This window comes from Pseudomonas sp. NMS19W (assembly GCF_051554255.1).
In the GTDB taxonomy this organism is placed as follows: Bacteria; Pseudomonadota; Gammaproteobacteria; order Pseudomonadales; family Pseudomonadaceae; genus Aquipseudomonas; species Aquipseudomonas kribbensis.
Map to the genome: position 1 here is coordinate 2,079,591 of NZ_CP136718.1, position 25,563 is coordinate 2,105,153.

Below are 25,563 nucleotides of genomic sequence, written 5' to 3' on the forward strand. Positions count from 1 at the left end.
TGAAGGACATGAAATTTGAAGAACGTCACCCGCTGTGCAGCGCCATGCGCGCCCGGGTGCTGAAAGAGCTGGCGCGCATAGAGCGCGAGCGTAATGTCACGGTGTTGTATGCCTGTGAATCGGGCAGTCGGGCCTGGGGTTTTGCCTCGACCGACAGTGATTACGATGTGCGCTTCGTTTATGTGGAGAAACCCGAGTGGTTCGTCCAGGTCGATGCACCACGGGACGTGATCGAGCGACCGCTGGATGATGAACTCGACGTGAGTGGCTGGGAACTGCGCAAAACCCTCGGACTGTTGCGAAAGTCCAATCCGACTTTGTTGGAGTGGCTCGACTCGCCGCTGGTGTACCGCAGCGAAACTGCAGCAGTCTCTCGACTTCGGGCGCTTGCCGAGGCGTTCTACAGCCCGCCGGCCGCGCGCAATCACTACCTGTCGATGGCGAAGAAAAACTTCCGTGGCTATTTGCAGGGCGACAGCGTGAGGTTCAAGAAATACTTCTACGTATTGCGGCCTCTGCTGGCCGTGCGCTGGATCGATCAAGGACGTGGCCGGCCACCGATGACGTTCGCAGACCTGCTGAGCACTGTCGATAACCGGGCGTTGCTCGAAGAGGTCGACGAGCTGCTGGCGCTCAAACGCAATGCCGATGAGAGCGCCTACGGTCCTCGTCGTCCGGCGTTGCATGACTTCATCGCCGGGGAACTCGAGCGCGAAGTACCGACATTGGCCAGAACCCGGGAGGACTCCAGTCAGCTCGATCAATACCTCAGAGAAACCGTCGGGTTGTACGCATAAGGAAGAAAATGAAACAGGACGTGATTGAACTGGACGGCGCTATCGGCGGTGGCCAGGTGTTGCGCAGTGCCTTGAGCCTGTCGATGGTGACGGGCCGGGCATTTTGCATCGAGCGGATTCGTGCCAAGCGCAGTCGTCCAGGGTTGTTGCGCCAGCACCTGACCGCCGTGATGGCGGCGGCGCAGGTCTGTGGTGCAAGGACTCAAGGCGCAGAGTTGGGTTCACAGACACTGAGCTTCGAGCCTGGGCCGATTCGTGGTGGAGAATACCGCTTTGCCATTGGGACTGCCGGCAGTTGCACACTGGTATTGCAGACCTTGCTGCCCGCATTGTTACGGGCACCGCAAGCCAGTCGGGTACGGATCAGCGGTGGCACCCACAATCCGTTGGCGCCGCCGGCCGATTTCCTCACCCGCAGCTGGTTGCCGTTGATGCGCCGCATGGGCGCCGAGGTCGATCTGAAGCTGCTGCGTCATGGATTCGTTCCTGCGGGTGGCGGCGAAATCGAGGCCACGGTGCAGCCGTCGAAACTGTCAGCGTTGCACGTGTGCGATCGCGGCTTGCCGCTTTCGCAAAAGGCGTTTGCGCTGACGGCAGGGCTCGCATCGGACATCGCCAGACGTGAGCTTGACCGTGTGGCCCGGCGTTTGAATATGCCGCCAGCGGCGATGAATGCCATCAGCCTTGATCCGGATTGCGGGCCGGGTAACGTGTTGTTGCTGGAGTATGCGTTTGAGCACGTCACGGAAGTATTCAGCGCGTTTGGCCAGGCTTCACTGCGCGCAGAGGCCGTTGCAGACGTCGCGATCAATCAAGCAGACGCTTGGCTGCGCAGTGGCGCCGCGGTGGCCGAGCATCTGGCCGATCAACTGTTGTTGCCGATGGCGCTGGCCGGATCGGGCTCGTTTACGACCCCCGGGATGACCGAGCATTTGCACAGTAACATCGCCGTGATCGAGCGTTTTTTGCCAGTCTCCATCGAGTGTCGGGAAGAAGGCGTGGATCGGTTGAGGATCGAAGTCAGCCCCCGGGGCCAATAGGCGGCAAACTGCTGGCCCCCGAATCTCTCCGGCACCGGCAAACTCACCTTTTTTCAAAAGGTTAGGCTGGCCCTATGCGGACGACTGTCATCACCGTTGCAACGCTTTCCCTGGCTCTTTTCGCGCTGGGGGCCCAAGCGAGGGAGCTGAGCAAGAGTCATCGCTTTGCTTGTACCTGGGGTTCGGACATCGCGGCCGGCGCGCAGCAATCGAAGCTGTCGGGGATTTCCCTTTATGGCGCCCGCAAGCGCTTGCAGGTGCGCAAGTTTCAGCAGCCGTGGATGCGCATGACCGCGATGGGCATCACGGAGCAAACCTACAACAGTACCTCGCGTCTCAAGCCCGCAGCCGTCAAGCAGACCTATTACGAACAGTGCGTGAGGCATGAACTGGCTCAGCGATAAACAAAAAAGCCCGACCTGAAGAGGTCGGGCTTTTTCATGTCTGGTGCAATGGCTGCTTCAGTTGTCGCTTTCGCAATTGACCATCCACGACACGCCAAAACGATCCACCAGCATGCCGAAACGCGCGGCCCAGAACGTGGCCTCCAGTGGCATGTCCACCCGACCGTCCTTGGCCAGGGCGTTGAATACTCTTTCAGCCTCGGCGACGGTGTCGACGTTAAGGGAAATCGAGCAACCGCTCATGCCTTGGGTCGGGCGGTCGGGCGTGGTGTCCGAAGCCATGATCATCTGGTCACCCACCTTCAGGCAGGTATGAATGATCAGGTTGTGGTGCTCCTTTGGCACGTGCTCAGCGGCAGGCGTCTCGCCGAACGTCATCATCGCCTCGAGCTTGCCTTGCAGGCATTGTTCGTAAAACGTGAAGGCGGCACGGCAGTCGCCGTTGAAGATCAGGTACGGGTTGATTTTCATGGTGGTGCTCCCGAACAGGCAGTGAAACGCAGCGCGGCCGGGTGTGCCGAGGCTGCGTCATGGATTGACTCAATCCAGCAAAGCCTTGGATCGAAGGAATGCCAGTCAGTGTGGCAATTATTTACGTCGGGATGACCAATGGTCTCTGTTTTCAGGAGTCGCGCGCGCCTTGCAACAACGTTGCGCCTGCGACGCGTGCGGCAGGTTTGGTTTGCATCAAGGCATCTATCGCCTTGCGATAGTTTTGTCCGCCCAATGCCATGCTGTTGTTGTGCGTCCCGCCGGGCACCAACAGCAATCGCTTGGGTTGGCTGGCAGCCGCGAACAGTTGCTCGCTGAAGCGTGACGGCACAAACGCATCGGCCAGACCGTGCACCACCAGCAACGGCATATGGATGTCGGCAATCTTGTCGATGGAGTCGAACTTCTGCGACAGCAACCAGCGAACGGGCAGGGACGTGTTGGCCACCGCCGCAGCGACGTCGGCCAATGACGTGAAGGTGGACTCGATGACCAGGCCCCGGACCGGCAGCGGTGTATGGTTTCTGGCCGCATCCCGGCCCAGTTCGGCGGCGAGGTCGATGGCGACCGCACCACCGAGGGAATGACCATAGATCAGGCGTTTGCCGGGGTCGGGTTGAAGTTGCTGGAAGCGTTCCCAGGCTACCCGTGCATCCTCATAAACGGTGCTTTCTGACGGCAAGTCACCATGACTTTGGCCAAAGCCACGGTAGTCGATGGCCAGTACCGAATAACCCGCCGCGCGCAGCTGTTCGATGCGGAACAGTTGCCCGGTCAGGTTCCAGCGCACGCCATGCAGGTAAAGGATGGCCGGGGCATTGGCCCGTTCCGCCGGCCACCACCAGGCATGAATGTTCTGCCCGGCCTTGAAGCTTTTGGGTTTCAGGTCCAGTTCCTGAACGCTGCCGGGCAATCCGTGATACCAGCCGGCTGTGCCCGGTTCGATGCGAAACAGCAGCTTGCGTTCGGTGTGCTCCAGTACGGCGCAAGTCGCCGGCAGGCCGATGATCAGGGCGGCCATGCAAGCGAACGCCAGTCGACGGCGTCGGAGTCGGGTCATGAAGGCAAGGAACATGGACGGTTTCACCACAGCACGGACAAAGAAGGCTTTTTACCAGATGCCTTGATTCCCGCGTGACAATTTCGACCGCCGTCCGCCAGCAATCTTTACAAAACGATGCTGTGACTCATGCCACGTTGAGCACAATCTTGCCGATGTGATCGCCTGCCTCCATGTGCGCGTGGGCTCGGGCCGCGTCGGTGAGCGGGTAAACCTTATCGATGATCGGCAGGCAACGCCCGGCGGCCAATACCGGCCAGACATGCTCGCGTAATTGATCGGCGATGGCAGCCTTTTCCGCGGAAGTGCGAGCGCGCAACAAGGAACCGGTGACCACGGCCCGTTTGCCGAGAATGGTCAGCAGGTCGACATCGTTGGCACGGGCACCGCCAAGGAAACCCAACATCACCACACGGCCATCCATTGCCAGGGCGCCGAGGTTGGCGTTCAGATACGAGCCGCCCATGATGTCGAGGATCACATTGACGCCCTGGCCGTTGGTTTTCTCGGCAATCACGGCCGCGAAGTCCTGCTCGCGATAGTTGATCGGCTCAGCGCCCAATGCACGGATAGCCTCACATTTGTCGGCGCTGCCGGCGGTGGCGAAGGCTTCGATACCGAACTCGCGGCACAGCATCAGAGCGGTGGTGCCGATGCCACTGGTGCCACCGTGAATCAACACACGCTGGCCACGGCTGGCACCACCGAGACCGAACAGGTTGGCCCATACCGTGAAAAAGGTTTCTGGGATCGCCGCGGCCTTGACCCAATCCATTCCGTCGGGGATCGGTAGGGTCTGGCCCGCCGGAACCGTGCAGTATTCGGCATAACCACCGCCATTGGTCAGCGCACAAACCCTGTCGCCCACGGCAAAAGTGCTGACACCAGCACCCAGCGCCACCACTTCACCGGCCACTTCCAGGCCGGGAATCGGGTTCATGCCGGGTCTCATCGGGTACTTGCCCGCGCGTTGCAAGGCGTCCGGCCGATTGATGCCGGCAGCGTGCACGCGGATCAGCAACTCGCCCTGCGCGACGACCGGCAGCGGTACACGACGTGGTTGCAGAACGTCGGGAGCACCAGGTTCGGTTATTTCGATTCGGGTCATTTCGGTGGGCAAAGTCATGTCGGTTCCTGTCGTGCTTTGGGGCGTTTGGCCCCGTGAAAGGTTCATGACATCCAGCATATCGGCTATCGTGGCTGCATAAATGCAGCGATTTTGCTTGCTGGTGATGCGATTCTGCATCGTGAGAGGACAGCATGAACTGGGATGATGCACGGGTGTTTCTGGCGGTCTGCCGCGAGTCGACATTACGCGGTGCCGCGCGAGTATTGAGGGTAGACCAGGCCACGGTCGGACGGCGTATTGCGGCACTGGAAAAGTCGCTGAACGCCACGTTGTTCCTGCGGACTTCAGAGGGATATGCACTGACTGCAATGGGCGAAGCCGCCCTCAAGGCAGTCGAGAAAATGGAGCATTCGGCGCTGGAGCTGGAGCGGCAGATCCAGGGCCTGGATGATCGCCTGACCGGAAACGTGAGGGTCAGCACCACCGATTCTCTGGCCATCGACTTCCTGATCCCGGCCATCGCGCGCTTGCATGGGCAACACCCTGACGTGCGTGTGCAACTGGACGCCTCCACGCAGATGCTCAACCTGGCCAAGCGCGAGGCTGACATTGCCGTACGCAACGCCCGACCGGAAAACCCTGACCTGATCGCCCGACGCCTGGCGCGCTGGCCGGTGGGGTTGTTCGCATCCCGGGCCTATGTGGATGTCCATGGCGTGCCAACGCCAGGCACCGCGTTCGAGGGCCACGATCTGGTGGTGTACCAACCCTACCTGCAAGGCAACAGGGAGATCACCCTGGCAGGCGACCCGGTGAATCGCGGGCGTATTGTCGCAAGTCTGAACTCCAGCCTGTTGATACGACGCTCGATTGCGGCCGGTCTGGGTGTAGGAGAAATCCCGGTTTGCATGGGGGAGCGCGACGGCCTCGTCAGGCTCTGGCCGGAGCGCACGCGCCCGCTTCCCTATGAGGTGTGGCTGGTGACCCATGCAGATTTGCGCCACACAGCGCGGGTGAGGGCGGTGATCGAACAGATTGTCGAGGCGTTTGCGCTGGAAAATGAATAGCTCATTCGAGCCGTGTAGGACGGCTACATAACCCGGCGACATTGCCTACATCCGAGCCAGAATTCGCTGTCTTGTGAGTTTTTTGCCCGAGTTCTATCGTTTCTCAAACCTTGGGCGAGCAGGCAAAGCACTCCAGGGTCATCAATCAGGGAAGTATTGATAAACGTCAGAGGTGTGGAGTTGATTGCAAGGGAATTCAGCCAATTTCAAACAGGTGGCATGGTCGGGCAAACGGACAGTGCGGAATCTATGAACTACATAACGCGAGACGAATTCAGCGCCAGAATCGAGATCATCGAGACCAGAATCGATGCACGGATCGAATCGATGTCCGCGAAAATCGATGGGTTTCTCATCGAGCAGGCCGAGCGAGACAGGGCACGGCTGGAGCAGGAGTGCATCCAGGAAAATGTGCGGCTGGAGCGAGAAAAGGCTCGGCAAGAGGATTGGCGGAAGCACGAGAAGGCTCGGCAAGAGGATTGGCGGAAGGACGAGAAGGCTCGGCAAGAGGATTGGCGGAAGGACGAGAAGGCTCGACAAGACGATTGGCTGAAGGAAGAGAAGGTTCGGCAGGACGATTGGCTGAAGCGAGACAAGGCTCAGGAAAAAGTGCGTCTGGCCAGGGAGCGGCATCTGGAGGAGATTCGACAGGAGAGGGAAAAAGCTCGACTGGAAAGAGAAGAAGAATCCAGAAAGGCCTGGCAGGAGCGCGAGAAGTCACAGGAGAAACTCCGTCTGGAGCAAGAAAAGGCTCACCTTGAGCGTGATGCGCGTTATGCGTCCATGGCGGCTCGCTCGGATCGGGCTATGGAGCGATTGGACGAGTCAATGAGAATGGTCTCGACAATCAAGGCGAACTACTGGGCGGCGACGACCGTTCATTTTCTGGGGATGGTTGCCATTCTTGTAGGCTCCTACTACGCGAATCAGTCAAATGTGCTTGTGACGATGCAGACCACCCTGGCAATGGTCCAGTCGGTGAAGGAGGCTGGAAATCCCGTACCGGCAGTTTCGACGACCTTGTCCGCAGAATGAAAAACGGCCTTCAACGAAGGCCGTTTTTTGTGCTCGATGAAAACCAGACTGCTTTATGGCATTTCCGGTAACTCCTGTGGCCGCAGATCAAACACCAGTACTTCGGCATCCTGGCCATTGCTCAGGGTCAGCGCCTGTTCTTCGCGAACCCGAACACCGTCACCTTCCTTCAACTGAACGCCGTTCAGTTCAACACTGCCGCGAGCAACGTGCACATAGGCGTAGCGGTTTGCAGGCAGTTCGAGTGTGGCGCTTTCCTGGCCATCAAACAGTCCGGCATACACCCGTGCATCCTGGCGAACTTTGAGTGAGCCGTGGTTGCCTTCGGGCGAGATGATCAGTTGCAGGCGACCGCGTTTTTTCTGTTCGCTGAAGTGCTCCTGTTGATAACGCGGTTTTGCGCCGCTCACGTCCGGCACGATCCAGATCTGCAGGAAATGCACAGGCTTGGTCGCCGAATGGTTGAACTCACTGTGAGCCACGCCACTGCCGGCGCTCATCAGTTGCACGTCTCCAGGGCGGATGACCGAACCGGTGCCGAGGGTGTCCTTGTGTTCCAGCGCGCCTTCGAGCACATAGGAGAAAATCTCCATGTCGCGGTGCGGGTGCTGGCCGAAGCCTTTGCCGGCTGCGACACGGTCATCGTTGATCACCAGCAGGTCGGAGAAACCCTGCTCACGCGGGTCGCGATAGCTGGCGAAAGAAAAGGTGTGGAACGACTTCAACCAGCCATGATTGGCCAGACCACGGTCGGAAGCTTTGCGAAGGGTCAGCATGATGAAATCTCCTTTCAGGACGTTGATTCGTCCGAGTGAGGAGAAGGTTACTGGTTACTCGGGTGTGCAATAAGTAGGTGAAAATTGAAATACTGTCCCCTCAGGGTTGACAGTAATGTGCGTCAGTTCACGCATTCTTTTTCAACGTTTGCGTTGTACTTGGCCATAATGCGGCAACTTATAACCGTTCATTGATTTCAGTGATGTCTGCTCATGAAAACCGTGGCAATGGTGTTGTTTCCCGAGTTTCTACTGCTCGATATGGCCGGACCGCTGGAAGTGTTTTCGGTTGCCAACCGATACCTGAAGCCGGAAGACCACTATCAACTGACGCTCCTGGGGACTGAACGCGGGCCGCTGCGTGCTTCCAACGGCGTGCTGGTGCATACCGACCGGCATATCGACGAAGCCGGCGATCGCTATGACCTGCTGCTGGTGCCGGGTGGTCCCGGGGCCTACAACGAAAAATGTCCGCCGCTGCTGGCCTGGCTGCAAGGCGCGGTGGGTCGTGCCGAGCGCTACGGCTCGATTTGCACGGGGGCTTTTGTACTGGGTTACGCCGGATTGCTCGACGGCTACCGCGTGACCACCCACTGGAATTACACCGAACGCTTGATCAAGGGCTTTCCGAAGGCGGATGTCGCCACCGACCAGATCTTTGTCGAGGACCGCAACCTGATCACCTCTGGTGGCGTCACCGCCGGCATCGATCTGGCGCTGGCAGTGGTAGCCCGCGATCATGGCAAGAAGCTCGCTCAGGACGTGGCCAAAGTGCTGCTGGTAGTGATGAAGCGTCAGGGCGGGCAGGCGCAATTCAGTCCGTTGATGGCGGCGGTTTCGCCCCAGGAAACCCCCATCACCCGGGTACAGAATCACGTTCTGGAACACCTTGAAGAAAGCTTCACTATCGAACGCATGGCAAGCCTTGCGAACATGAGCGCTCGCCATTTCGCCCGGGTGTTCGCCCGGGAGGTCAACATGACGCCCATGGAATTCCTGCAAAGTGCGCGCATCGATTGCGCGCGCAATCTGCTGGAAACCAGCGATCTGCCGTTGAAGACCGTCGCCTACAAAAGCGGTTTCGGCAGCGTGCGGCATATGCGTTTTCTGTTCGGCGAAAAACTCGGGCTGACCCCGGCCCAGTACCGCGAACAGTTCAGCTAGAGCGGTTTTGTCCGTTATGGGCATGCGGATGTCCGTGCCGGGCCCCGTGTGGTGGTTGTACCGTCATCGTGGCCTGCCAAGATAACGGACATGAACAGCCTCGACGAATTGAGCTCGGCGTCGGTCCTGCGTTTCGGGCCGTACGCGTTCCACTTGCGCCAACGGTTGATCCTCGAAGGGGATCGGCAACTGCGCATGGGCGGCCGTGCGCTGGACATTCTGCAAGTGCTGGTCGAACGCGCCGGGCGGGTAGTCAGCAAAGAGCAATTGATCGCGCTGGTGTGGCCGAACTCGGTGGTAGAAGAAATCAATCTGCGGGTGCACATCGCGGCGTTGCGCCGGGCCCTCGGCGATGGCGAGAGCGGGCAGCGCTACATCGTCAACGTGCCGCAATGCGGGTACAGCTTCGTTGCGCCGGTGCAGGGTGACAGCGTCGCGCAAGTGGTGTTCGAAAGCCTGCAAGTGCCACAGCATAATCTGCCCGCACGGCTGACCCCTGTTACGGGTCGTGATTCGCTGGTCGGCGGTCTGGTGCGGCAACTGCCGCTGTCCCGACTGATAACGGTGACGGGGCCTGCCGGCGTCGGCAAAAGCACCGTGGCACTGCGCGCAGCGGAACTGCTGCTGCAACATTTTCGTGACGGCGTGTGGCAGGTGGATCTGTCGCTGATCGACAAAGACATTCCGCTTCTCGATCACCTGCTGAAAACCCTCGACATTAATTTCGCCACACTGGCAGCGCGCCACGCCTTGCTGGTGCTGGACAACTGCGAACACCTGCACGAAGCCTGCCGGAGCCTGCTGCAAACACTGCTCGATGCCGCGCCCCGTCTTTCGATCCTGGCCACCAGCCGCGAGCCGTTGCGTCTCGGTCTGGAAGTCCTGCAGCCACTGCCGCCTCTCACCACTCCTAAAACCTCGGCACTCAACAGCGTCGACGAGGTCATGGGTTACTCGGCGGTGCAGCTGTTTGTCAGTCGTGCCCGTGCGCGTCAGCATGGCTTCCAATTGCGTGAGCAGGATCTGGAAACCGTGCGTGATATCTGTCGACGGCTCGACGGCCTGCCGCTGGCGATCGAACTGGCAGCGGCGCAGATCGATGCACTGGCGTTGGTCGGCATGCAGGCGCAACTGGACCACGGTCTGCAAGTCTTGAGTCACGGCCGCCGGACCGCCGTGCCACGCCATCAGTCGATGTGTGCCGCGCTGGACTGGAGCTATCAGCGCTTGAGCGAGCAGGAGCAGCGTGTGCTGCAACGCTTGTCGGTGTTCAAAATGGCGTTCACCCTGGATGCCGCCATCGGCGTGATCAGTTGCGCGCAACTGCCACCTTCGATGCTGGTGTCAGTGGTTGAACAGTTGGCGGCCAAATCGTTGCTGACAACGGATCGATCCAGCGGAACACTGCGCTATCGAATGCTCAACACCACGCGCCGCTATGCCCGCGAACGGCTGGAACAGGGCGGCGAACTGAATGATGTCGAGCGTCGGCACGCGCGTTACCAGGGCCGCACCCGGCCAGCCTCAAGCGGCAGACTGACCGCGCAATTCGTCGAGCAGTAAACGCACTTTGCGCAAGTCCGGGGTGGCGTAGCCTTCGGTGAAGCGCTGGTAGATCGGAGTAAGCAATTCAAGCGCCTCACGATAGCGCGACTGGCGTTGCCACAACCGGGCCAGCGACGTCGCACTGCGCAGTTCCCAGGCCAGGGCGCCTTGCGTCCGCGCAATCGCAAGGGACTGCTGCAAGGCGCTTTCGGCCGAATGATGACAGGGCGATTCAGCGGCCAGCAATCGCTCGGCCCGGGCCCGCAAAATCTCCGCCGTGCTCCAGCCGGCCGCGCCGCTCTGTGCCCGCTCCAGCAAAGCGTCATCAACGAAACCCGGATCCAGCGTGACCATGATTTCCCTGACCAGGCCGCTATCCGCAGGCGGGATGGCGGGGGCTCTATCGGCGTCGATCACCTGCGCATAGTGCCGCGCCCACGTGTAGAACAGCAGCACCGAATGCTTCTGCGCCTGTTCCAGCAACAGTTGCAGCAGCGCGCGGGCGTTCTGCACGTCGCCGTTGTAATGGGCGATCAGACACGAAGCGAGGGCCAGGGTGTAGCAGATCGACGTGCCATGGTTGATCTGCACCGCGATGTCCAGTGCCTGCCGTGCCGTGCGCCAGGCCTGCTCGGGAAAACCTTGCAGCCATAACACCCGGGCGAGGACAGTCAGCGAGGCGACGCTCTGATCGTATTGCACGCCGAAACCGTGGGTGAAACGGTTGAGGTGGCCGCTGTGGGCCATGCGCTGGATCACCTGTTCGGCGTGGATCCGCGCCTGATGCTGATCGCCGGCGTAATGCAACGCGAGCACCCGCAAACGATGGGTACTCAAGGACAACTGTGCATCGCCATGCAGGCCGAGGCTTTCGAATTGTTCGCTTTGCTCCAGCGCCATCCGGTAATGGCCGCAACTGAGGTTGACCGCCATGTGTCCCGACACGGCGCGCAATTGGCCGGCCATGTCGTCGTGCTGTTGCGCCAGCCGTCGGGCGCTGACGAAGGCTTCGATGGTTTCCGGTGTGCCGCCCCAGGTGTGATAGCAGGCGCTACCGAGGGCCAGTTTCAAGGCAATTTCCAGCCGTGGGCAAGGCTCGTCCGATGACTCCAGCAACGCGAGTGCCCGGCGCACATGCACGCCGTACTCCTTGAGCAGCGACAATTCCTGCCACAACGGCGCCGACGTCGCTGTCAGCCGCACGCCGAGAGAACGCGAGCCTTCATCGTTCAGCGTCCAGTCAAGCGCCGCCCGCAGGTCTTCGAGGCCTCGGGCGTAGCGCTCGATCCAAACGGCGGTCGGCGTATTCTCCCAATCGGCCTGGGCCAGATGCATCAGCGCCAGGCAGCGTTCGGCATGACGTTCGCGGGTTTCGCCGAGTTCTGTGGCCTGATCGAGTTTTTCCAGGGCATAGCGGCGGGTGGTATCGAGCAGGCGATAGAACACCTCCTCATCGCCGACCTCGACGTTGAGCAGCGACTTGGCGACCAGTTGCGTGATCGAGGCGAACACTTCGCCCGGCTCGATATGCTGGCCCACGATGACCGCCGCCGCAGACTCCAGCGTGAAAGCACCACGAAACACACCCAGTCGGCGCAGGCCGGTCTGTTCGCAGCCGTTGAGCAGGTTGAAGCTCCAATCCAGCGTGGCCCGCAGGGTTTCATGTCGACCAAGATGAGTCTGATTGCCGGTCGGCAAGCGCCCCTGAAGCTGACTCAGCAAACCGTCCAGACCAAGGCTCGCCACCTGCGCAGCGGCCAGTTCCAGCGCCAACGGGATGCCATCCAGCCGCCGACAGATTTCGATGATCAAGGGCAGGTCGGCGTTGTCCGGTTCGAAATGCTCGTGTGCGGCCATCGCCCGTTCGACGAACAGCTGCAGCGCAGAAAACCCCATTGCCTGATCACGATCGAGCACCGCAATCGGCGGCGGGCAGTCGAGGGATTCCAGACGCTGCACGTACTCGCCCTCGGCGCGCAGGCTTTCACGGCTGGTGGCCAGAATGTGTACCTGCGGCGCGCCGCGCAGAATGCTTTCGCCGAGCAGCGCCACGGCGTCGATCAAGTGCTCGCAGTTATCGATCACCAGCAGCAGCTGCCGCTCGCGCAAGCTGTTGATCAGACAGGCCATCGGTTCATTGTCGTGCAGTGACAGATCCAGCAGGGCGGCGAGGTGCGAGCAGATCGAGCCCGGATCGTTGAGCGGCGCCAGATCCAGCAGACGAATACCGTCGCGATAGCGGCCGATCAACTGTTCGGCGACGCGCAGGGCCACGGTGGTCTTTCCGATGCCGCCGGGGCCGACCAAGGTGATGCAGCGCTGGCGCGGCAGTTGCGTCATCAGGCTGTCGACTACCGACTGGCGCCCGATCATCCGCGTGCGACGCAGTGGCAGGTTATGCCGGCCGATAGTGGTGGTGGCGGGGCGTTGTTCGATGGATTGCAGCAGGACCGGTGCGACGAAGCTGTATCCGCGTTGCGCCACCGTGACGATGTAGCGCTGCCCGGCCTGACCGTCGCCGAGGGCCTTGCGCAGCGCCGCCATGTGCACCCGCAGATTGATGTCTTCCACCACGCTGTCCGGCCAGACCCCGGCGATCAATTGCTGCTTGCTCACGACCTCGCCGGCGTTGGCCAGCAGGATCAGCAGAATATCCATGGCACGCCGACCCAGGCGCAAAGGCTGGTCGCCTTCAAGCACCAGCCGCTGGCCGGGGTGGATCCGATAGGGGCCGAAACCGATGGCCTGATTCGGGGAAAGACTCAACCGCTCACTCCTGCGATGTTTTTGTAATCCTGCGCTGTCGTGGTGAAGAACCTGTGACGGGCAGGGCGGATAGAGACTTGAGGGTCACGCAAGCTGTCTAATCCGCGGTATCCGAGCATATTCCTCAGGATTTGATGCCAGCGCAACGGGCGTGAAGTCCTGCCGTTTGGGCATCGGTCAGCATCCAATGCCATTACCACTGTATTTAAAGGCTGAAACCTGCGTCGGCCCACCCGACAGCCGGGAAAAATTAACAACGATTAACTCGTCCGCGCCCGCGCTAGAGCCAAAACTCCAAGGCAATGGAGTGCATACGTCCGGAGGACGCTGCGATGAGCAAGGTAGTGGTGGTCTATCACAGTGGCTACGGGCACACCCGCGTCATGGCCCAGGCTGTGGCCCAAGGTGTGGAGCGCCACGTGGGCAGCACTTGCCTGTTGCTGGCGGTGGAAGACGTGGAAACCCGCTGGGATGACCTGCACCGCGCCGACGCCATCATCTTCGGCGCGCCGACCTATATGGGCAGTGCTTCGGCGGCATTCAAGCAGTTCATGGAGTCCACGGCATCCTTCTACCTCGCCCGGCCGTGGCGCGACAAACTCGCGGCGGGTTTTACCAATTCCGGCAGCCTGTGTGGTGACAAACTCAACACCCTGCTGCAAATGGCGGTGTTTGCGGCCCAGCATTCGATGATCTGGGTCGGGCTCGATCTGTTGCCGGCGCGTGCACGCGAAGGTGTTTTTGACGGTCAGTTGAATCGCCTCGGCAGCTCCCTCGGCGCCATGTCCCAATCCTCGGTCGAACAACCGCCCGAACAGGTCCCCCCGCTGGAAGACCAGGAAACCGCTGCGCACCTGGGCGAGCGGGTGGCGCGACTGGCTCAGCGGATGGCTCGGGAGTGAAACCGCCTCAGCGGTTTTTCATGACCTGACACCGCCACGCAAACGGATTGATCCCTTCGCTGCGGGTGAAGATGTGGCAGAAGTGCGCCTGATCGCAGAAGCCGCATTCCAGGCTGATCTGCGTCAGGCTGTGGTTGGTGTGCTGGATCAACAGCTTGGCCCGGGCGATCCTCTGGGTGCGGATCCAGTCTTGTGGCGAGAGCCCGGTGCTGCACTTGAACGCCCGGGAAAAGTGACTGCGAGAGAGTGAGCAGGCGCTCGCCAGTTCGGTCACTTCAAGGCTGTCGCCGAGGCGCTCGAGGATGAGTTGTTTCACCAGCCGCTCGCGCTGCGGGCTGAGGCCGCCGGTGCTGGTTTTGCGGGATTCGCTGGCAGGGGCGAGGGCGACGGTTTGCTGTGAGTGAGCCATGGCCAATGTCCGTGTCGAGGGGGAAGGCACGGTCAGCGCTTTCCCTCAGGTCAATAAAACAACGCTGCGCAGAGGGATTCATTGTTTGGCGAGGGGCGAAGGCTGACGAGTTAAACGTTGTTAATTCCGCCGCCAAGGCTGATTTCGAAAGGTCGCCGATCAAGTAAAGTGCGTAGCACTTGCGCCTGGCCCAAAAGGAAAACACGCCCATGAACCGAAACGATCTGCGCCGCGTCGACATGAACCTGCTGGTGATTTTCGAAGCCCTGATGTTCGAGAAGAACCTGACCCGCGTCGCCGAAAAACTGTTCATGGGCCAACCGGCGGTGAGCGCGGCGCTGGGCCGCCTGCGCGATCTGTTCGACGATCCGCTGCTGCTGCGCAACGGTCGCGGCATGGAACCGACAGCGCGGGCTCTGGCGATTCTTCAGGAGCTGCAACCGGCGATGGACGTGATTTCCGGCGCGGTCAGCCGGGCCAAGGAATTCGATCCGGCCACCAGTTGCGACGTGTTCCGCATCGGCCTGTCGGATGACGCCGAGTTCGGTCTGTTTCCACCGCTATTGCGCCAGTTGCAGGAAGAGGCACCGGGGATCGTGGTCGTGGTGCGCCGAGCCAACTATCTATTGATGCCGACATTGCTGGCGTCCGGGGAAATCTCCGTCGGCGTGAGTTACACCACCGATCTGCCGGCCAACGCCAAGCGCAAGAAATTGCGCGACATCCCTTGCAAGGTCCTGCGCGGCGACAACCGCCCAGGCCCGCTGACCCTCGACGAATACTGCGAGCGGCCCCATGCGATGGTGTCGTTCTCGGGTGACCTGAGCGGCAACATCGACGTGGACCTGGCCAAGGTCGGCCGCAGCCGCCGGGTGGTGCTCGGGGTGCCGCAGTTCAGCGGTTTGCGCGCCTTGCTCGCGGGCACCGAGATGATTGCCACCGTGCCGGATTACGCCGCGTGTGCGTTGGTCGAAGGTTGTGCGTTGCGGGCTGAAGATCCACCGTTCCCGATTGATGCGGCGCAATTGTCGATGGCGTGGAGCGGGGTGCATGACAACGATCCGGCGGAGAAATGGCTGCGGTCGCGGATCAGTCAATTCATGTCGGCGTCGCTGGATATTCCGGCCTGACACGACCTGAAACGCAATTGGTTCATCGCCTCATAACCCTGTGGGAGCGAGCTTGCTCGCTCCCACAATCATTTGTGTCGTTCGTGCGTTCTGTGTGTTCTTGCAAAGAGAGCACACCCATCCAATTTCCCCCCGATCAATCGTTGCACCATTGCCGGCAATGATTGATCAAGGATGGGCCCATGAACGCTGTACAACGCAATGACCAGGCGCAAGACCTCGGCCTGCTGTTCCTGCGGGTCTCCGGCGGGTTGTTTCTGCTGTTCGTCCACGGCTTGCCCAAGCTGCTGGACTTCACTGCGCAGCTGCAGTTGATCGAAGACCCGTTTCACCTCGGTGCCCACCTCACGCTGATCCTGGCGATTTTCGCCGAAGTCCTCTGTCCGCTGCTGATCGTCGCCGGGTTACTGGTGAGATTGGCGTGCTTGCCTATTCTGTTTGTGCTGCTGGTGGCGCTGCTGCTCGTGCATCCGCAATGGAGTGTGGCCGAAGGGCAGTTCGGCTGGTTGCTGTTGATCCTCTTCACTACTGTTCTGATCGCCGGGCCCGGACGGCTGGCGCTCAATGCCCGTTTGCCCGGAGTGCTTCGCTATGCCTGATACCCAGTCCCTGAGAAAACCGGGAACCGAAGAAACCGTGACGCTGATCGTCAAGCACCGGGTCAAGGCCGGTTTCGAGCAGCCCTACGAAGCCTGGCTGCGCAACATTGTCAGCGTGGCGGGGCGTGAAGAAGGGCACCTGGGCGTGGACGTGATGCGCAGCAAACAGGGTGGCCTCGCACTGTTCACCTGCGTGCTGCGTTATTGCTCGACCGAAGCGATGCAGCGTTGGCTCGACTCGCCACAGCGCCAGAAGCTGATCGAAGAAGCGGCGCCGATGCTCGCCGACGGCGACCAGACCGAGGTCAATGCGGCCAACGAATTCTGGTTCACACCACTGGTCGACGCTGCCACGCCACCACCACGCTGGAAGCAGGCGGTGGTCTCACTTTTCGTGATCCTGCCACACACCTTGCTGGTGCCCTTGATCTGGGGGCCGTTGCTCAAACTCAACGGGTTTCTCTCCAACTATGTGGTCGCCACGTTCCTGATCACCCTGACCATCGTGGTGTCGGTGGTCTACGTGTGCATGCCGGCCGCCACCCGCTTGTTCGCGCCATGGCTGGCGGCCAGTCAGTCCCATGAACACCTGGAATCCAATGCCAATCCGCCGCGCTGAGCCGGCGGGTATGGGCTTCGTTTCACTTATCTCGAAGGAACTGCGATGAACGCCGATCTGATTCTGTTCAATGGCCAATTTCATACGGTAGACCGCGAAAAACCGCTCGCCAGCGCCGTGGCGATCAAGGACGGACGCTTTGTCGTCGTCGGCAACGATACGCAGGCCATGGCCCTGCGCGGTGCCGGCACTCAGGTGGTCGATCTCAAGGGCCGCTGCGTGATCCCCGGCCTCAACGACTCGCACCTGCACCTGATCCGTGGCGGTCTGAACTACAACCTCGAACTGCGTTGGGAAGGCGTGCCATCCCTGGCCGATGCGCTGCGCATGCTCAAAGATCAGGCTGACCGCACGCCGACCCCGCAATGGGTGCGCGTGGTGGGGGCTGGAACGAATTCCAGTTCGCCGAAAAACGCATGCCGACCCTCGAAGAAATCAACCAGGCCGCACCAGACACCCCGGTGTTCATCCTGCACCTGTATGACCGCGCCTTGCTCAACCGCGCCGCATTGCGCGTCGCCGGTTACACCCGCGACACGCCGAACCCGCCGGGCGGCGAGATCGTGCGCGATGCCAACGGCAACCCGACCGGCATGCTGGTGGCGCGGCCGAATGCGATGATTCTGTACTCGACCCTGGCCAAGGGGCCGAAGCTGCCGCTGGAATATCAGGTCAACTCGACCCGTCAGTTCATGCGCGAACTCAATCGCCTCGGCCTGACCAGCGCCATCGATGCCGGCGGCGGTTTCCAGAACTACCCGGACGATTATCAGGTGATCGAACAACTGGCCAAAGACGACCAGTTGACCGTGCGCATCGCCTACAACCTGTTCACCCAGAAGCCCAAAGAAGAGCTGACCGATTTCCAGAACTGGACCGGCAGCGTGAAGCTGCATCAGGGCGATGACTTCCTGCGTCACAACGGCGCGGGTGAGATGCTGGTGTTCTCGGCAGCGGACTTCGAAGACTTCCTCGAACCGCGCCCGGACCTGCCGCAGACCATGGAACAGGAACTGGAGCCGGTGGTGCGCCACCTGGTCGAGCAGCGCTGGCCGTTCCGTCTGCACGCTACCTATAACGAATCCATCAGCCGCATGCTGGATGTGTTCGAGAAGGTCAACCGCGACATCCCGTTCAACGGCTTGCCATGGTTCTTCGACCACGCTGAAACCATCACCCCGCAGAACATCGAGCGGGTGAGGGCGCTGGGTGGTGGCATCGCGATTCAGGATCGCATGGCGTTCCAGGGCGAATACTTCGTCGATCGCTACGGCAAGCAAGCCGCCGAAGCCACGCCACCGATCAAACGCATGCTCGCCGAAGGCGTGCCGGTCGGCGCGGGCACCGATGCCACCCGGGTATCGAGCTACAACCCGTGGACTTCGCTGTACTGGATGGTCAGCGGTCGCACCGTCGGCGGTCTGGCGCTGTACGAAGAGGGCTTGCCTCGCACCACCGCGCTTGAGCTGTTCACCCACGGCAGCGCCTGGTTCTCGTCCGAGCAGGGCAAGAAGGGCCAGATCAAGGTCGGGCAACTGGCGGATCTGGCGGCACTGAGTGCGGACTTCTTCCATGTCGAAGAAGAAGCGATCAAGTGGATCGAGTCGGTACTGACCGTGGTCGGCGGCAAGATCGTTTACTCCGCCGGCGACTTCGAAGACCTCGGCCCGCGCGCCTTACCGGTACTGCCGGACTGGTCGCCGGTGGTCAAGGTCCCTGGCCACTGGCGCCCGAATTCGCCATTGCAGGCCCAGGTGCACCAGTGCAGCGGCCCGTGCGCGGTGCATACCCACAGCCATGAAAAAGCCCGGATGTCGAATGCCCCGGTCAGCGATTTCGCCGGTTTCTGGGGTGCGTTCGGTTGTTCCTGTTTCGCTTTCTGATCCCGTAAACGGCGCCGGTCTTCGTGGCCGGCGCTTGCCGCATCACCCATCCCCGAGGAGTTTCACATGAGCAACGTTCCTTACAAACGCCTGAACAAAGACGACGCCGTGGTGCTGCTGGTCGACCACCAGACCGGTCTGATCTCGCTGGTACAGGATTTCTCGCCGAACGAGTTCAAGAACAACGTGCTGGCCCTGGGCGACATCGCCAAGTTCTTCAAACTGCCAACCATCCTCACTACCAGCTTCGACAGCGGCCCGAACGGCCCGATCGTGCCTGAGCTGAAAGCACAATTCCCGGACGCGCCGTTCATTGCTCGCCCTGGCCAGATCAATGCCTGGGACAACGAAGACTTCGTCAAGGCGATCAAGGCCACCGGCCGCAAGCAACTGATCATCGCCGGTGTGGTGACCGACGTTTGCGTGGCGTTCCCGACCCTGTCGGCCATCGCTGAAGGTTTTGAAGTGTTTGTGGTGACCGACGCTTCCGGTACTTTCAACACCACCGTGCAACAGGCAGCGTGGGCGCGTATGTCGGCCGCCGGTGCACACCTGCTGAACTGGTTCGCTGTGGCGTGCGAGCTGCAGGTTGACTGGCGCAACGATATGGAAGGCCTGGCGAATCTGCTGTCGGAACGCCTGCCTAACTATCGCAACCTGATCAACAGCTACACCAAGTTCACTGCCAAGTAACTGGTTGAAGAAAAATGCCCGCTGAGGAGCGGGCATTTTTTTGTCTGCCGAAAAGGGCTCAACGCTTTTGCAACCACCCCAGAAACCCGCCCTTGCGAACCGGCACAGGCTTGGACATCAACGCCAGCCGACTGTTCTGCTGCCGTACCGCCTGCAATTTGTTCAATGCCTGGCCGACTTCACTGCGCTGTTCCATGCACTGGCGGGTCAGGTTCTTGTCGAGGCGATAAATGATCGAAGACGTCAGCGCCGTGAACGTCGCCTGCGACGGTGTATCCGCCAGAATGCTCTGTTCACCCATGACTTCACTCGGTCCCATGCGCCCGGCCTCGGTGAAACCATTGCCGTCCGGCACGCTGGCGCTAACCACGCCGGTGGCGATCACGAACAGGCTGTCGGGGACTTCCTCCAGACCGAGCACCACCTGCCCGGCGCTGTACTGCTGCGCGACCATCGATTCGGCGAGACGATCGCGTTCTTCATGGCTGAGCGAGCGGAAGATTTTCACTTCATCGAGCAAGGCGCGAGCGCGGGTCGAGGGTTCGATCACGCCGTCCGGATGGCGCGAAATACCGGCCGCTTCGAGATGGCGGTGGGCGAGGTCGAACAGTTGATTGCGCACTTCGCCTTTCTTGCCCAGTTCAGCGATGAATCCGCTGGCCACGTATTCCGACATGTCTTCGCCGGCCTCTTTCAGCAGCGCTTTCGGCGCAGGCGACAGCAACAGACTGCTGCTGCCTTGCAGCGTGCGGTCGAGGGCGTCGAGTACCCGGCGCGGGCGGATGTGGTTCGGCACCTTGATGCTGATCGACACGCCATGGAGGTTGTTCGGGCGGCTGAGGTTGACGATCTTGGCCTTGGCCGCCACCGAGTTCGGCACTACGGCCAGGGTGCCGGCGCTGGTCAGCAGGTGCGTGGCGCGCCAGTCGATGTCGAGCACCTTGCCTTCGACGCCGTCGATCACCACGAAATCGTCCACCTGATACGGCTTGGTGGTGTTGAGCACGATGCCCGAGAACACGTCGGCCAAGGTGCTTTGCAGCGCCAGACCGACCACGATGGCGAATACCCCGGAGGTGGCGAGCAGGCCTTTGACCGGCAGCTCCAGCACGTAACCGGCCGCTGCGACGATGGCCGCCAGAAACACCAGCGCACCGATCACGTCCTGCAACAAACGGCCGCTGTGGCCGATGCGACGCATCAGGATCAGACCGATCACTTCGGTCAATGCCCGTGCGGCGTACAGCCACCAGAGAATCCCCAAGGCCGTCGCACCCAGTTGCGCCACCTGATCATCGGCAAAGACTGGCGCCTGCAACGGGCTGACGCCGGCATTGATGATCAGCGCGCTGAAGGCCAGGAACAGCGCCAGCCGCACACCGACTCGTTGTGCGCGATGCTTGAACGGCACGAGATGCCAGAGCAGGGCGTCGAGCACCAGCAGCAGGGCACTCCAGGACAGCAGGTGGGCAGAAAAAGGCTCATGGGATGAACTCCGGCGGGCACAAAAGAAAACGCCACACCCGAAGGTGTGGCGAGGGGTTGCACTCAGTTCAGATGGGTCTTGAGTTCCGCCGCAGCCTGGCGCACGGCGGCTTTCACTTCTGGAATCCCGTTGAGCGGGTTGAGCAGTCCGAAGTCGTGAATCATCCCGTTGTAGCGCACCGAGGTCACCGGTACACCGGCGGCGTCGAGGTGGCGGGCGTAGCCTTCGCCTTCGTCGCGCAGCACGTCGAACTCGGCGGTCTGCACCAGCGCGGCGGGCAGGCCCTTGAGCTGTTCGGCACTGGCGTTGAGCGGCGAGGCATGGATCTGCGCACGCTCGGCCGGATTGGTGGTGTAGTTGTCCCAGAACCACTGCATCATGCCCTTGGTCAGGAAATGGCCCTCGGCGAACTGCTGGTACGAGCCGTTATCGAACCCGGCATTGGTCACCGGCCACATCAGCAACTGGAAGCGCAGGGCCGGGGTTTTCTGTTCCTTGGCCATCAGCGCCACGACCGCCGCCATGTTGCCGCCGACGCTGTTGCCGGCCACCGCCAGACGCTTGCCGTCGACGCCGATGTCCTTGCCGTGCTCCGCCACCCACTTCGTCGCAGCGTAAGCCTGATTGATCGCGGTCGGATACTGCGCTTCCGGCGATGGCGTGTAATCGACGTACACCGCGACCGCGCCAGAACCCACCACCAGATCACGAATCAGGCGTTGGTGTGTCGGGAAGTCACCCAGTACCCAGCCGCCACCGTGGAAGAACATGAACACCGGCAGCTCGCCCTTGACCTTGGCCGGGCGCACCACTTTCAGGTTGATCGTCTGGCCATCGACCTTGATCGCCTTGTCGCTGACGTCAACGCCGGACAGGTCCACCTTCACCGAAGCCTGGGCGCCGGTCAGCACCGCACGGGCGTCTTTCGGGCTCAGTTGCTCCAGCGGTTTGCCACCGCCGGCGGCGAGGGCATCGAGGAAGGCCTGGGTGTTGTGTTCGACGCCAGTGCCTTCGGCGGCGAATGCGTTGCCGATGGACAGGGCGAGGAGGGAAGCGGCGAGGGTTTTCTTGATGTTCATGTGCAATTCCTTTTTTAGTCGTTTGAGTTTTTGTATGCCTTGGGATCGGGCTGCTGTGGCGCTGGGCTTCAGGCCTCAGCAACACCGTGAGCACAGATTAATGAGGTGCCGGAAAGTGAAAAAGCGGCTATAAAGCGTTTAACTGTCAACCAGAGAGTGACAATGAACCCGTTCGAAGACATGCGTATTTTTTGCCAGGTGATGGACTCCGGCAGCTTCACGGCGGCGGCCGATCAGTTGGGCCTGTCCAAGCAGTTCGTCAGCCGTCGGTTGATGCAACTGGAGGAGCGCCTCGGCGTGCGCTTGCTCAACCGCTCGACCCGGCGTCTGGACGTGACACCGCTGGGCCAGAGCTATTACGAATCGGCGCTGCGGCTGCTAAGCGAAGTCGAACAGGTGGAGCAGGGCATCGCCGGGCAGACCGCCGAGCCGCGCGGAACGATTCGCGTGAGCGCGCCGCTGTCGTTCGCGGTGGCGCATTTGGGGTGTCTGCTGCCGCTGTTCCTGCAGCGTTATCGCGAGGTGACGGTGGAGGTCGATCTGAGTGACCGTCCGGTGGACTTGCTCGGCGAAGGCTATGACCTGGCGCTGCGCATCGGTGTGCTGGAAGACTCGACCCTGATTGCCCGACGCATCGCGGCCATCGAGCGGGTGTACTGCGCCAGTCCCGCCTATCTCGCCGAGCGTGGCATTCCGGTCAAACCGGAAGATCTGCTCAGCCATGACTGCCTGCCTTACGGTCACGGGCGTTCGGTTCAATGGCGGTTCAATGCAGGGCAGGGCAAGCCGCAACTGGTGAATGTCACCGGGCGGATGCGGGTCAACAACGGCGAGTTGCTGCGGGATGCGGCGGTGGCGGGGATGGGGATTACTTACCTGCCGACATTCATTGTCGGCGCGGCATTGAAGGACGGGCGGCTGGTGCCGGTGCTGGATGATTTGCGCCCGGAGCCGTTGATTCTGTCGGCGGTGTACCCGCAGCATCGTCAGGCGTCGCGGCCGGTGCAGGCGTTGATCGAGTTTTTGCGTGAGCGGCTGGATCAGACACAAGCGATTTTGTAGTCGCTGAAAAACAGTGTGGGAGCGAGCTTGCTCGCGAAAGCTTTCTGTCTGCCAGCGAAGAGGTTGTGCGTACTGGCGCCTTCGCGAGCAAGCTCGCTCCCACAGGTGTTGCGTTTCAAGGTGATTTAGTTGGCGCGCTTGTCATCGCCTGGCTCGCCGCCAACGTTTACGCCACGGTTATCACCGATTTCGCCAGCGCGGTGTACGCCATGGTCGTCACCGACTTCACCTGCGCGGTGTACGCCATGGTCGTCACCGACTTCACCTGCGCGGTGTACGCCATGGTCGTCCCCGACCTCCCCAGCACGATGAACGCCATGATCGTCGCCAGCTTCGGCGTGGGTACCATTGCGTCCCGAAGAGGCGCTGTCGCCGGAGTGGCCCGAACCATGGTCGCTGCCGCTGTGGCCACTGTTGCCACCACTGCCGCTGCCACCGTGGCTACCGCCATTGCCGCCTCCGCCATTGCCACCGCTGCCGCCGCCTCCACCACCGCCACTACCTCCGCTGCCTCCACCGTTTCCTCCCCCCACTTCCACCTTCCTTGGCCTGAACGCTGGACACCCCGGACAGGTTGTCCGGGATCAATACGGTGGACGCCGACAGGACTGCGCCGATGGCCATTGCGAGCATGAGCTTTTGAATGTGCATATCGTTCTCCGTCTTTGTTGTCTTGATTGGGAACGTGGATGTGCCTTGTTTGCGTGTGATCCGACCCGTTCCCGAGGTCAGTGGATACTCGATGCGAGTTCGAAGATCGGGATGTACATCAGGATCACGATGACCCCGATCAACAGGCCGATGAAGGTCATGAGCAGCGGTTCGAACAGCCGCACGAACCACTCGATCCAGCGGCTGATTTCCTCGTCGTAGAAGTCGGCGCTGCGTTCCATCATTTGCCCGAGGTTGCCGGACTGCTCGCCGGCGCGCAGCAGGCGCAGGGACACGGGCGTCACCAGTCGATTGAGCTCCAGCGCGGTGGACAGCGATTGCCCCTCGCGCACTCGCTCGCAGGCCTGGTCGAGCCGGGCCCGGGACGCCACGGTGAGCAGGCCGCGCACCATGCCCATGGCGGTCACCAGCGGAATCCCGCCTTGCAGCAGAATCCCCAGTGATCGGTAAAACCGCGCCAGCTCATACATGAAGATCCGCTGGTGCACGGCGGGGAGTTTCTCCACCAGCCGATCCAGCCCACGGCGAAACGCCGGTTGTTTCTGCAACACGGCGAGAACGGTGATGATCGCCGCCAGAATGCCGAAAAATTCACCCTGATGGGCGTGCAGGAACATGCCGCTGCTCATCAGCATCTGCGACAGCCATGGCAGGTTCGAGCCCAGTCCTTCGAACACCAGACTGAAGCGCGGCACCACGTAGCCCATCAGAAACAGCACCACGCCGCCACCGACCACCAGCAACAGCAACGGGTAGATCGAGGCGCTGACGATCTTCTGCCGCACCTCGTCCATGCGCTGGCGATAGCTGACATAACGCCCCAGCGCATCGCCGACCGCGCCGGTTTTCTCGCTGGACTGTACCAGCGCCACGTACAGCGGCGGGAAGACCGCCGACAACTGGGCCAGTGCCTGGGAGAACGACTTGCCCTCGTACAGCAGCCGCACCAGCTCGCTCAGGGTTTTGCGGGCAGCGGGAGCGGTTTCCTTTTCCGCCAGGCTTTCCAGTGCATCGATCAACGGCAGACCTGCATTGAGCAACGTTGTCAGTTCCTGGCTGAACAGCACCAGGTTGAAGGTCTCACGCTGGCTCAGGCGCAACGAACGCCAGTGCCGCTCGGCGTGCAGGCTGACCACGCGCAGGCCCTGATCCTCGGCGATGCGTCGCGCTTCGCTGTGTCCGGGTGCCTCGATGTTCAGCGACACCACGCCGGCCTTGCCCACTGCCTTCAGATGAAAACGCATGCCGTGTGCTCCGCTCATTGCCAGTTGGTGATTTCGGCGTTTTCGCCTTCGCCGCCGGGCTGGCCGTCCTTGCCCATCGACAGCAGGTCGTACTCGGCGTTTTCGCCGGGGTAGCGGTAGGTGTAGTTGCGGCCCCACGGGTCCTGCGGCAGTTTTTTCTGTAAGTACGGGCCGGTCCATTTCGCCTCGTCGCTCGGCGCGGTCACCAACGCCTGCAGGCCTTGTTCGGTGGACGGGTAGTGGCCGACTTCCAGCCGATACAAGTCCAGCGCCTTGCTCAGGCCTTCGATCTGCGCCTTGGCGACTTTCACTTCGGAGCGCCCCAGCTGTGCGAAATATTTCGGCGCGACGATCCCGGCCAGCAGGCCGAGCACCACCAGCACCACGAGCAATTCGAGCAGGGTGAATCCCCGTTGGGCGCGCGGACGAACATGCAGCTTCATGATGACCTCCGGTGAGTGGCAGCCGAGTCGCCCAAGGGGCTATGCAATTGCCATGCTCAGCCCCCGATAATTCCTGCGCCCGGGCTGAAGCCCTTGAAGTACGGGGCTTTCGAGAGTCGGCACAGTG

At 61.3% G+C, this 25,563-nt stretch carries 23 protein-coding genes and 2 pseudogenes; 14 read left to right on the forward strand and 11 right to left on the reverse strand.

The features are described from left to right. Positions 1-8: 8 nt before the first annotated feature. The 3 genes from R1A29_RS09400 (at position 9) to R1A29_RS09410 (ending at position 2,241) form a co-directional block, all read left to right on the forward strand. Entirely contained in the window at positions 9-797 is a 789-nt protein-coding gene (locus tag R1A29_RS09400) for a nucleotidyltransferase domain-containing protein (RefSeq protein ID WP_438301242.1), read from the forward strand. Positions 798-805: 8 nt separating this feature from the next. Next, positions 806-1,837, forward strand: a complete 1,032-nt coding sequence (gene rtcA / locus R1A29_RS09405; protein ID WP_438301243.1) for an RNA 3'-terminal phosphate cyclase — start codon at positions 806-808, stop codon at positions 1,835-1,837. 74 nt (positions 1,838-1,911) lie between these two features. Then, positions 1,912-2,241, forward strand: a complete 330-nt coding sequence (locus tag R1A29_RS09410; protein ID WP_265811760.1) for a hypothetical protein — start codon at positions 1,912-1,914, stop codon at positions 2,239-2,241. A 57-nt stretch (positions 2,242-2,298) separates the two neighbouring features. On the opposite strand, the gene R1A29_RS09415 is transcribed toward R1A29_RS09410, so the two are convergent. From R1A29_RS09415 to R1A29_RS09425, 3 genes are all read right to left on the reverse strand, one after another. Then, positions 2,299-2,712: a VOC family protein gene (locus tag R1A29_RS09415; RefSeq protein ID WP_438301244.1), complete on the reverse strand. Its 414-nt coding sequence runs from the start codon at positions 2,710-2,712 to the stop codon at positions 2,299-2,301. Between the two features lie 151 nt (positions 2,713-2,863). Then, complete coding sequence (locus R1A29_RS09420; RefSeq protein ID WP_438301245.1) at positions 2,864-3,808, reverse strand: alpha/beta hydrolase; 945 nt, start codon at positions 3,806-3,808, stop codon at positions 2,864-2,866. A 112-nt stretch (positions 3,809-3,920) separates the two neighbouring features. Beyond that, the gene (locus R1A29_RS09425) at positions 3,921-4,919 is read right to left on the reverse strand and encodes an NAD(P)H-quinone oxidoreductase (protein WP_438301246.1); all 999 of its coding nucleotides are present in this window, start codon (positions 4,917-4,919) and stop codon (positions 3,921-3,923) included. Positions 4,920-5,053: 134 nt separating this feature from the next. On the opposite strand from R1A29_RS09425, the gene R1A29_RS09430 reads away from it, so the two are divergent. Together R1A29_RS09430 and R1A29_RS09435 are read left to right on the forward strand one after the other, a co-directional pair. Continuing rightward, positions 5,054-5,929 (forward strand): LysR family transcriptional regulator, encoded by an 876-nt coding sequence (locus R1A29_RS09430; RefSeq protein ID WP_438301247.1) that lies wholly within the window; start codon positions 5,054-5,056, stop codon positions 5,927-5,929. Positions 5,930-6,103: 174 nt separating this feature from the next. Continuing rightward, entirely contained in the window at positions 6,104-6,964 is an 861-nt protein-coding gene (locus R1A29_RS09435) for a hypothetical protein (protein ID WP_438301248.1), read from the forward strand. A 53-nt stretch (positions 6,965-7,017) separates the two neighbouring features. Here R1A29_RS09435 and R1A29_RS09440 read toward each other — a convergent pair whose 3' ends face one another. Further along, a complete protein-coding gene (locus R1A29_RS09440; RefSeq protein WP_438301249.1) occupies positions 7,018-7,740 on the reverse strand; it encodes a pirin family protein in 723 nt (240 codons plus the stop codon). A gap of 213 nt (positions 7,741-7,953) precedes the next feature. Between R1A29_RS09440 and R1A29_RS09445 the strand changes: the two genes are divergently transcribed. After that, positions 7,954-8,904 (forward strand): GlxA family transcriptional regulator, encoded by a 951-nt coding sequence (locus tag R1A29_RS09445; protein WP_438301250.1) that lies wholly within the window; start codon positions 7,954-7,956, stop codon positions 8,902-8,904. A 90-nt stretch (positions 8,905-8,994) separates the two neighbouring features. Further along, on the forward strand, positions 8,995-10,467 hold the full coding sequence (locus R1A29_RS09450; RefSeq protein ID WP_438301251.1) for an ATP-binding protein: 1,473 nt from the start codon (positions 8,995-8,997) through the stop codon (positions 10,465-10,467). On the opposite strand, the gene R1A29_RS09455 is transcribed toward R1A29_RS09450, so the two are convergent. Continuing rightward, complete coding sequence (locus R1A29_RS09455; protein WP_438301252.1) at positions 10,429-13,215, reverse strand: ATP-binding protein; 2,787 nt, start codon at positions 13,213-13,215, stop codon at positions 10,429-10,431. The genes R1A29_RS09450 and R1A29_RS09455 overlap by 39 nt on opposite strands. A gap of 332 nt (positions 13,216-13,547) precedes the next feature. Here R1A29_RS09455 and R1A29_RS09460 point away from each other — a divergent pair, with 332 nt between their 5' ends. Beyond that, positions 13,548-14,117: a flavodoxin family protein gene (locus R1A29_RS09460; RefSeq protein WP_438301253.1), complete on the forward strand. Its 570-nt coding sequence runs from the start codon at positions 13,548-13,550 to the stop codon at positions 14,115-14,117. Positions 14,118-14,124: 7 nt separating this feature from the next. Here the strand turns inward: R1A29_RS09460 and R1A29_RS09465 are convergent, their stop codons facing one another. Further along, complete coding sequence (locus R1A29_RS09465) at positions 14,125-14,526, reverse strand: helix-turn-helix domain-containing protein (RefSeq protein WP_438301254.1); 402 nt, start codon at positions 14,524-14,526, stop codon at positions 14,125-14,127. A 209-nt stretch (positions 14,527-14,735) separates the two neighbouring features. On the opposite strand from R1A29_RS09465, the gene R1A29_RS09470 reads away from it, so the two are divergent. The 5 genes and pseudogenes from R1A29_RS09470 (at position 14,736) to ycaC (ending at position 19,450) form a co-directional block, all read left to right on the forward strand. Further along, positions 14,736-15,656 carry a LysR family transcriptional regulator gene (locus tag R1A29_RS09470; RefSeq protein ID WP_085712051.1) on the forward strand — a complete coding sequence of 307 codons (921 nt, stop codon included), beginning with the start codon at positions 14,736-14,738 and terminating at the stop codon, positions 15,654-15,656. A 182-nt stretch (positions 15,657-15,838) separates the two neighbouring features. Continuing rightward, positions 15,839-16,255, forward strand: coding sequence for a DoxX family protein (locus tag R1A29_RS09475; RefSeq protein WP_432219165.1), 417 nt, complete (start codon positions 15,839-15,841; stop codon positions 16,253-16,255). After that, a complete protein-coding gene (locus tag R1A29_RS09480; protein WP_438301255.1) occupies positions 16,248-16,874 on the forward strand; it encodes an antibiotic biosynthesis monooxygenase in 627 nt (208 codons plus the stop codon). Before R1A29_RS09475 ends, R1A29_RS09480 begins: the two co-directional genes overlap by 8 nt. Before the next feature lie 45 nt (positions 16,875-16,919). Continuing rightward, positions 16,920-18,757, forward strand: a pseudogene (locus R1A29_RS09485) (amidohydrolase). 66 nt (positions 18,758-18,823) lie between these two features. Next, entirely contained in the window at positions 18,824-19,450 is a 627-nt protein-coding gene (ycaC, locus tag R1A29_RS09490) for an isochorismate family cysteine hydrolase YcaC (RefSeq protein WP_085712055.1), read from the forward strand. A 58-nt stretch (positions 19,451-19,508) separates the two neighbouring features. Here the strand turns inward: ycaC and R1A29_RS09495 are convergent, their stop codons facing one another. Then, the gene (locus R1A29_RS09495) at positions 19,509-20,897 is read right to left on the reverse strand and encodes a mechanosensitive ion channel domain-containing protein (protein WP_438302022.1); all 1,389 of its coding nucleotides are present in this window, start codon (positions 20,895-20,897) and stop codon (positions 19,509-19,511) included. Between the two features lie 101 nt (positions 20,898-20,998). Next, positions 20,999-22,015, reverse strand: a complete 1,017-nt coding sequence (locus R1A29_RS09500) for an alpha/beta hydrolase (RefSeq protein WP_438301256.1) — start codon at positions 22,013-22,015, stop codon at positions 20,999-21,001. A 162-nt stretch (positions 22,016-22,177) separates the two neighbouring features. Between R1A29_RS09500 and R1A29_RS09505 the strand changes: the two genes are divergently transcribed. Then, positions 22,178-23,077 carry a LysR family transcriptional regulator gene (locus R1A29_RS09505; protein WP_438301257.1) on the forward strand — a complete coding sequence of 300 codons (900 nt, stop codon included), beginning with the start codon at positions 22,178-22,180 and terminating at the stop codon, positions 23,075-23,077. Between the two features lie 125 nt (positions 23,078-23,202). Here R1A29_RS09505 and R1A29_RS09510 read toward each other — a convergent pair. The 3 genes and pseudogenes from R1A29_RS09510 to gspG all read right to left on the reverse strand — a co-directional run bounded on the left by R1A29_RS09510 (position 23,203) and on the right by gspG (position 25,436). Continuing rightward, positions 23,203-23,728: pseudogene (locus R1A29_RS09510) on the reverse strand (hypothetical protein). Between the two features lie 77 nt (positions 23,729-23,805). Beyond that, entirely contained in the window at positions 23,806-24,993 is a 1,188-nt protein-coding gene (locus R1A29_RS09515; RefSeq protein ID WP_438301258.1) for a type II secretion system F family protein, read from the reverse strand. Positions 24,994-25,007: 14 nt separating this feature from the next. Beyond that, entirely contained in the window at positions 25,008-25,436 is a 429-nt protein-coding gene (gene gspG, locus R1A29_RS09520) for a type II secretion system major pseudopilin GspG (protein ID WP_085712061.1), read from the reverse strand. Positions 25,437-25,563 lie beyond the last annotated feature (127 nt).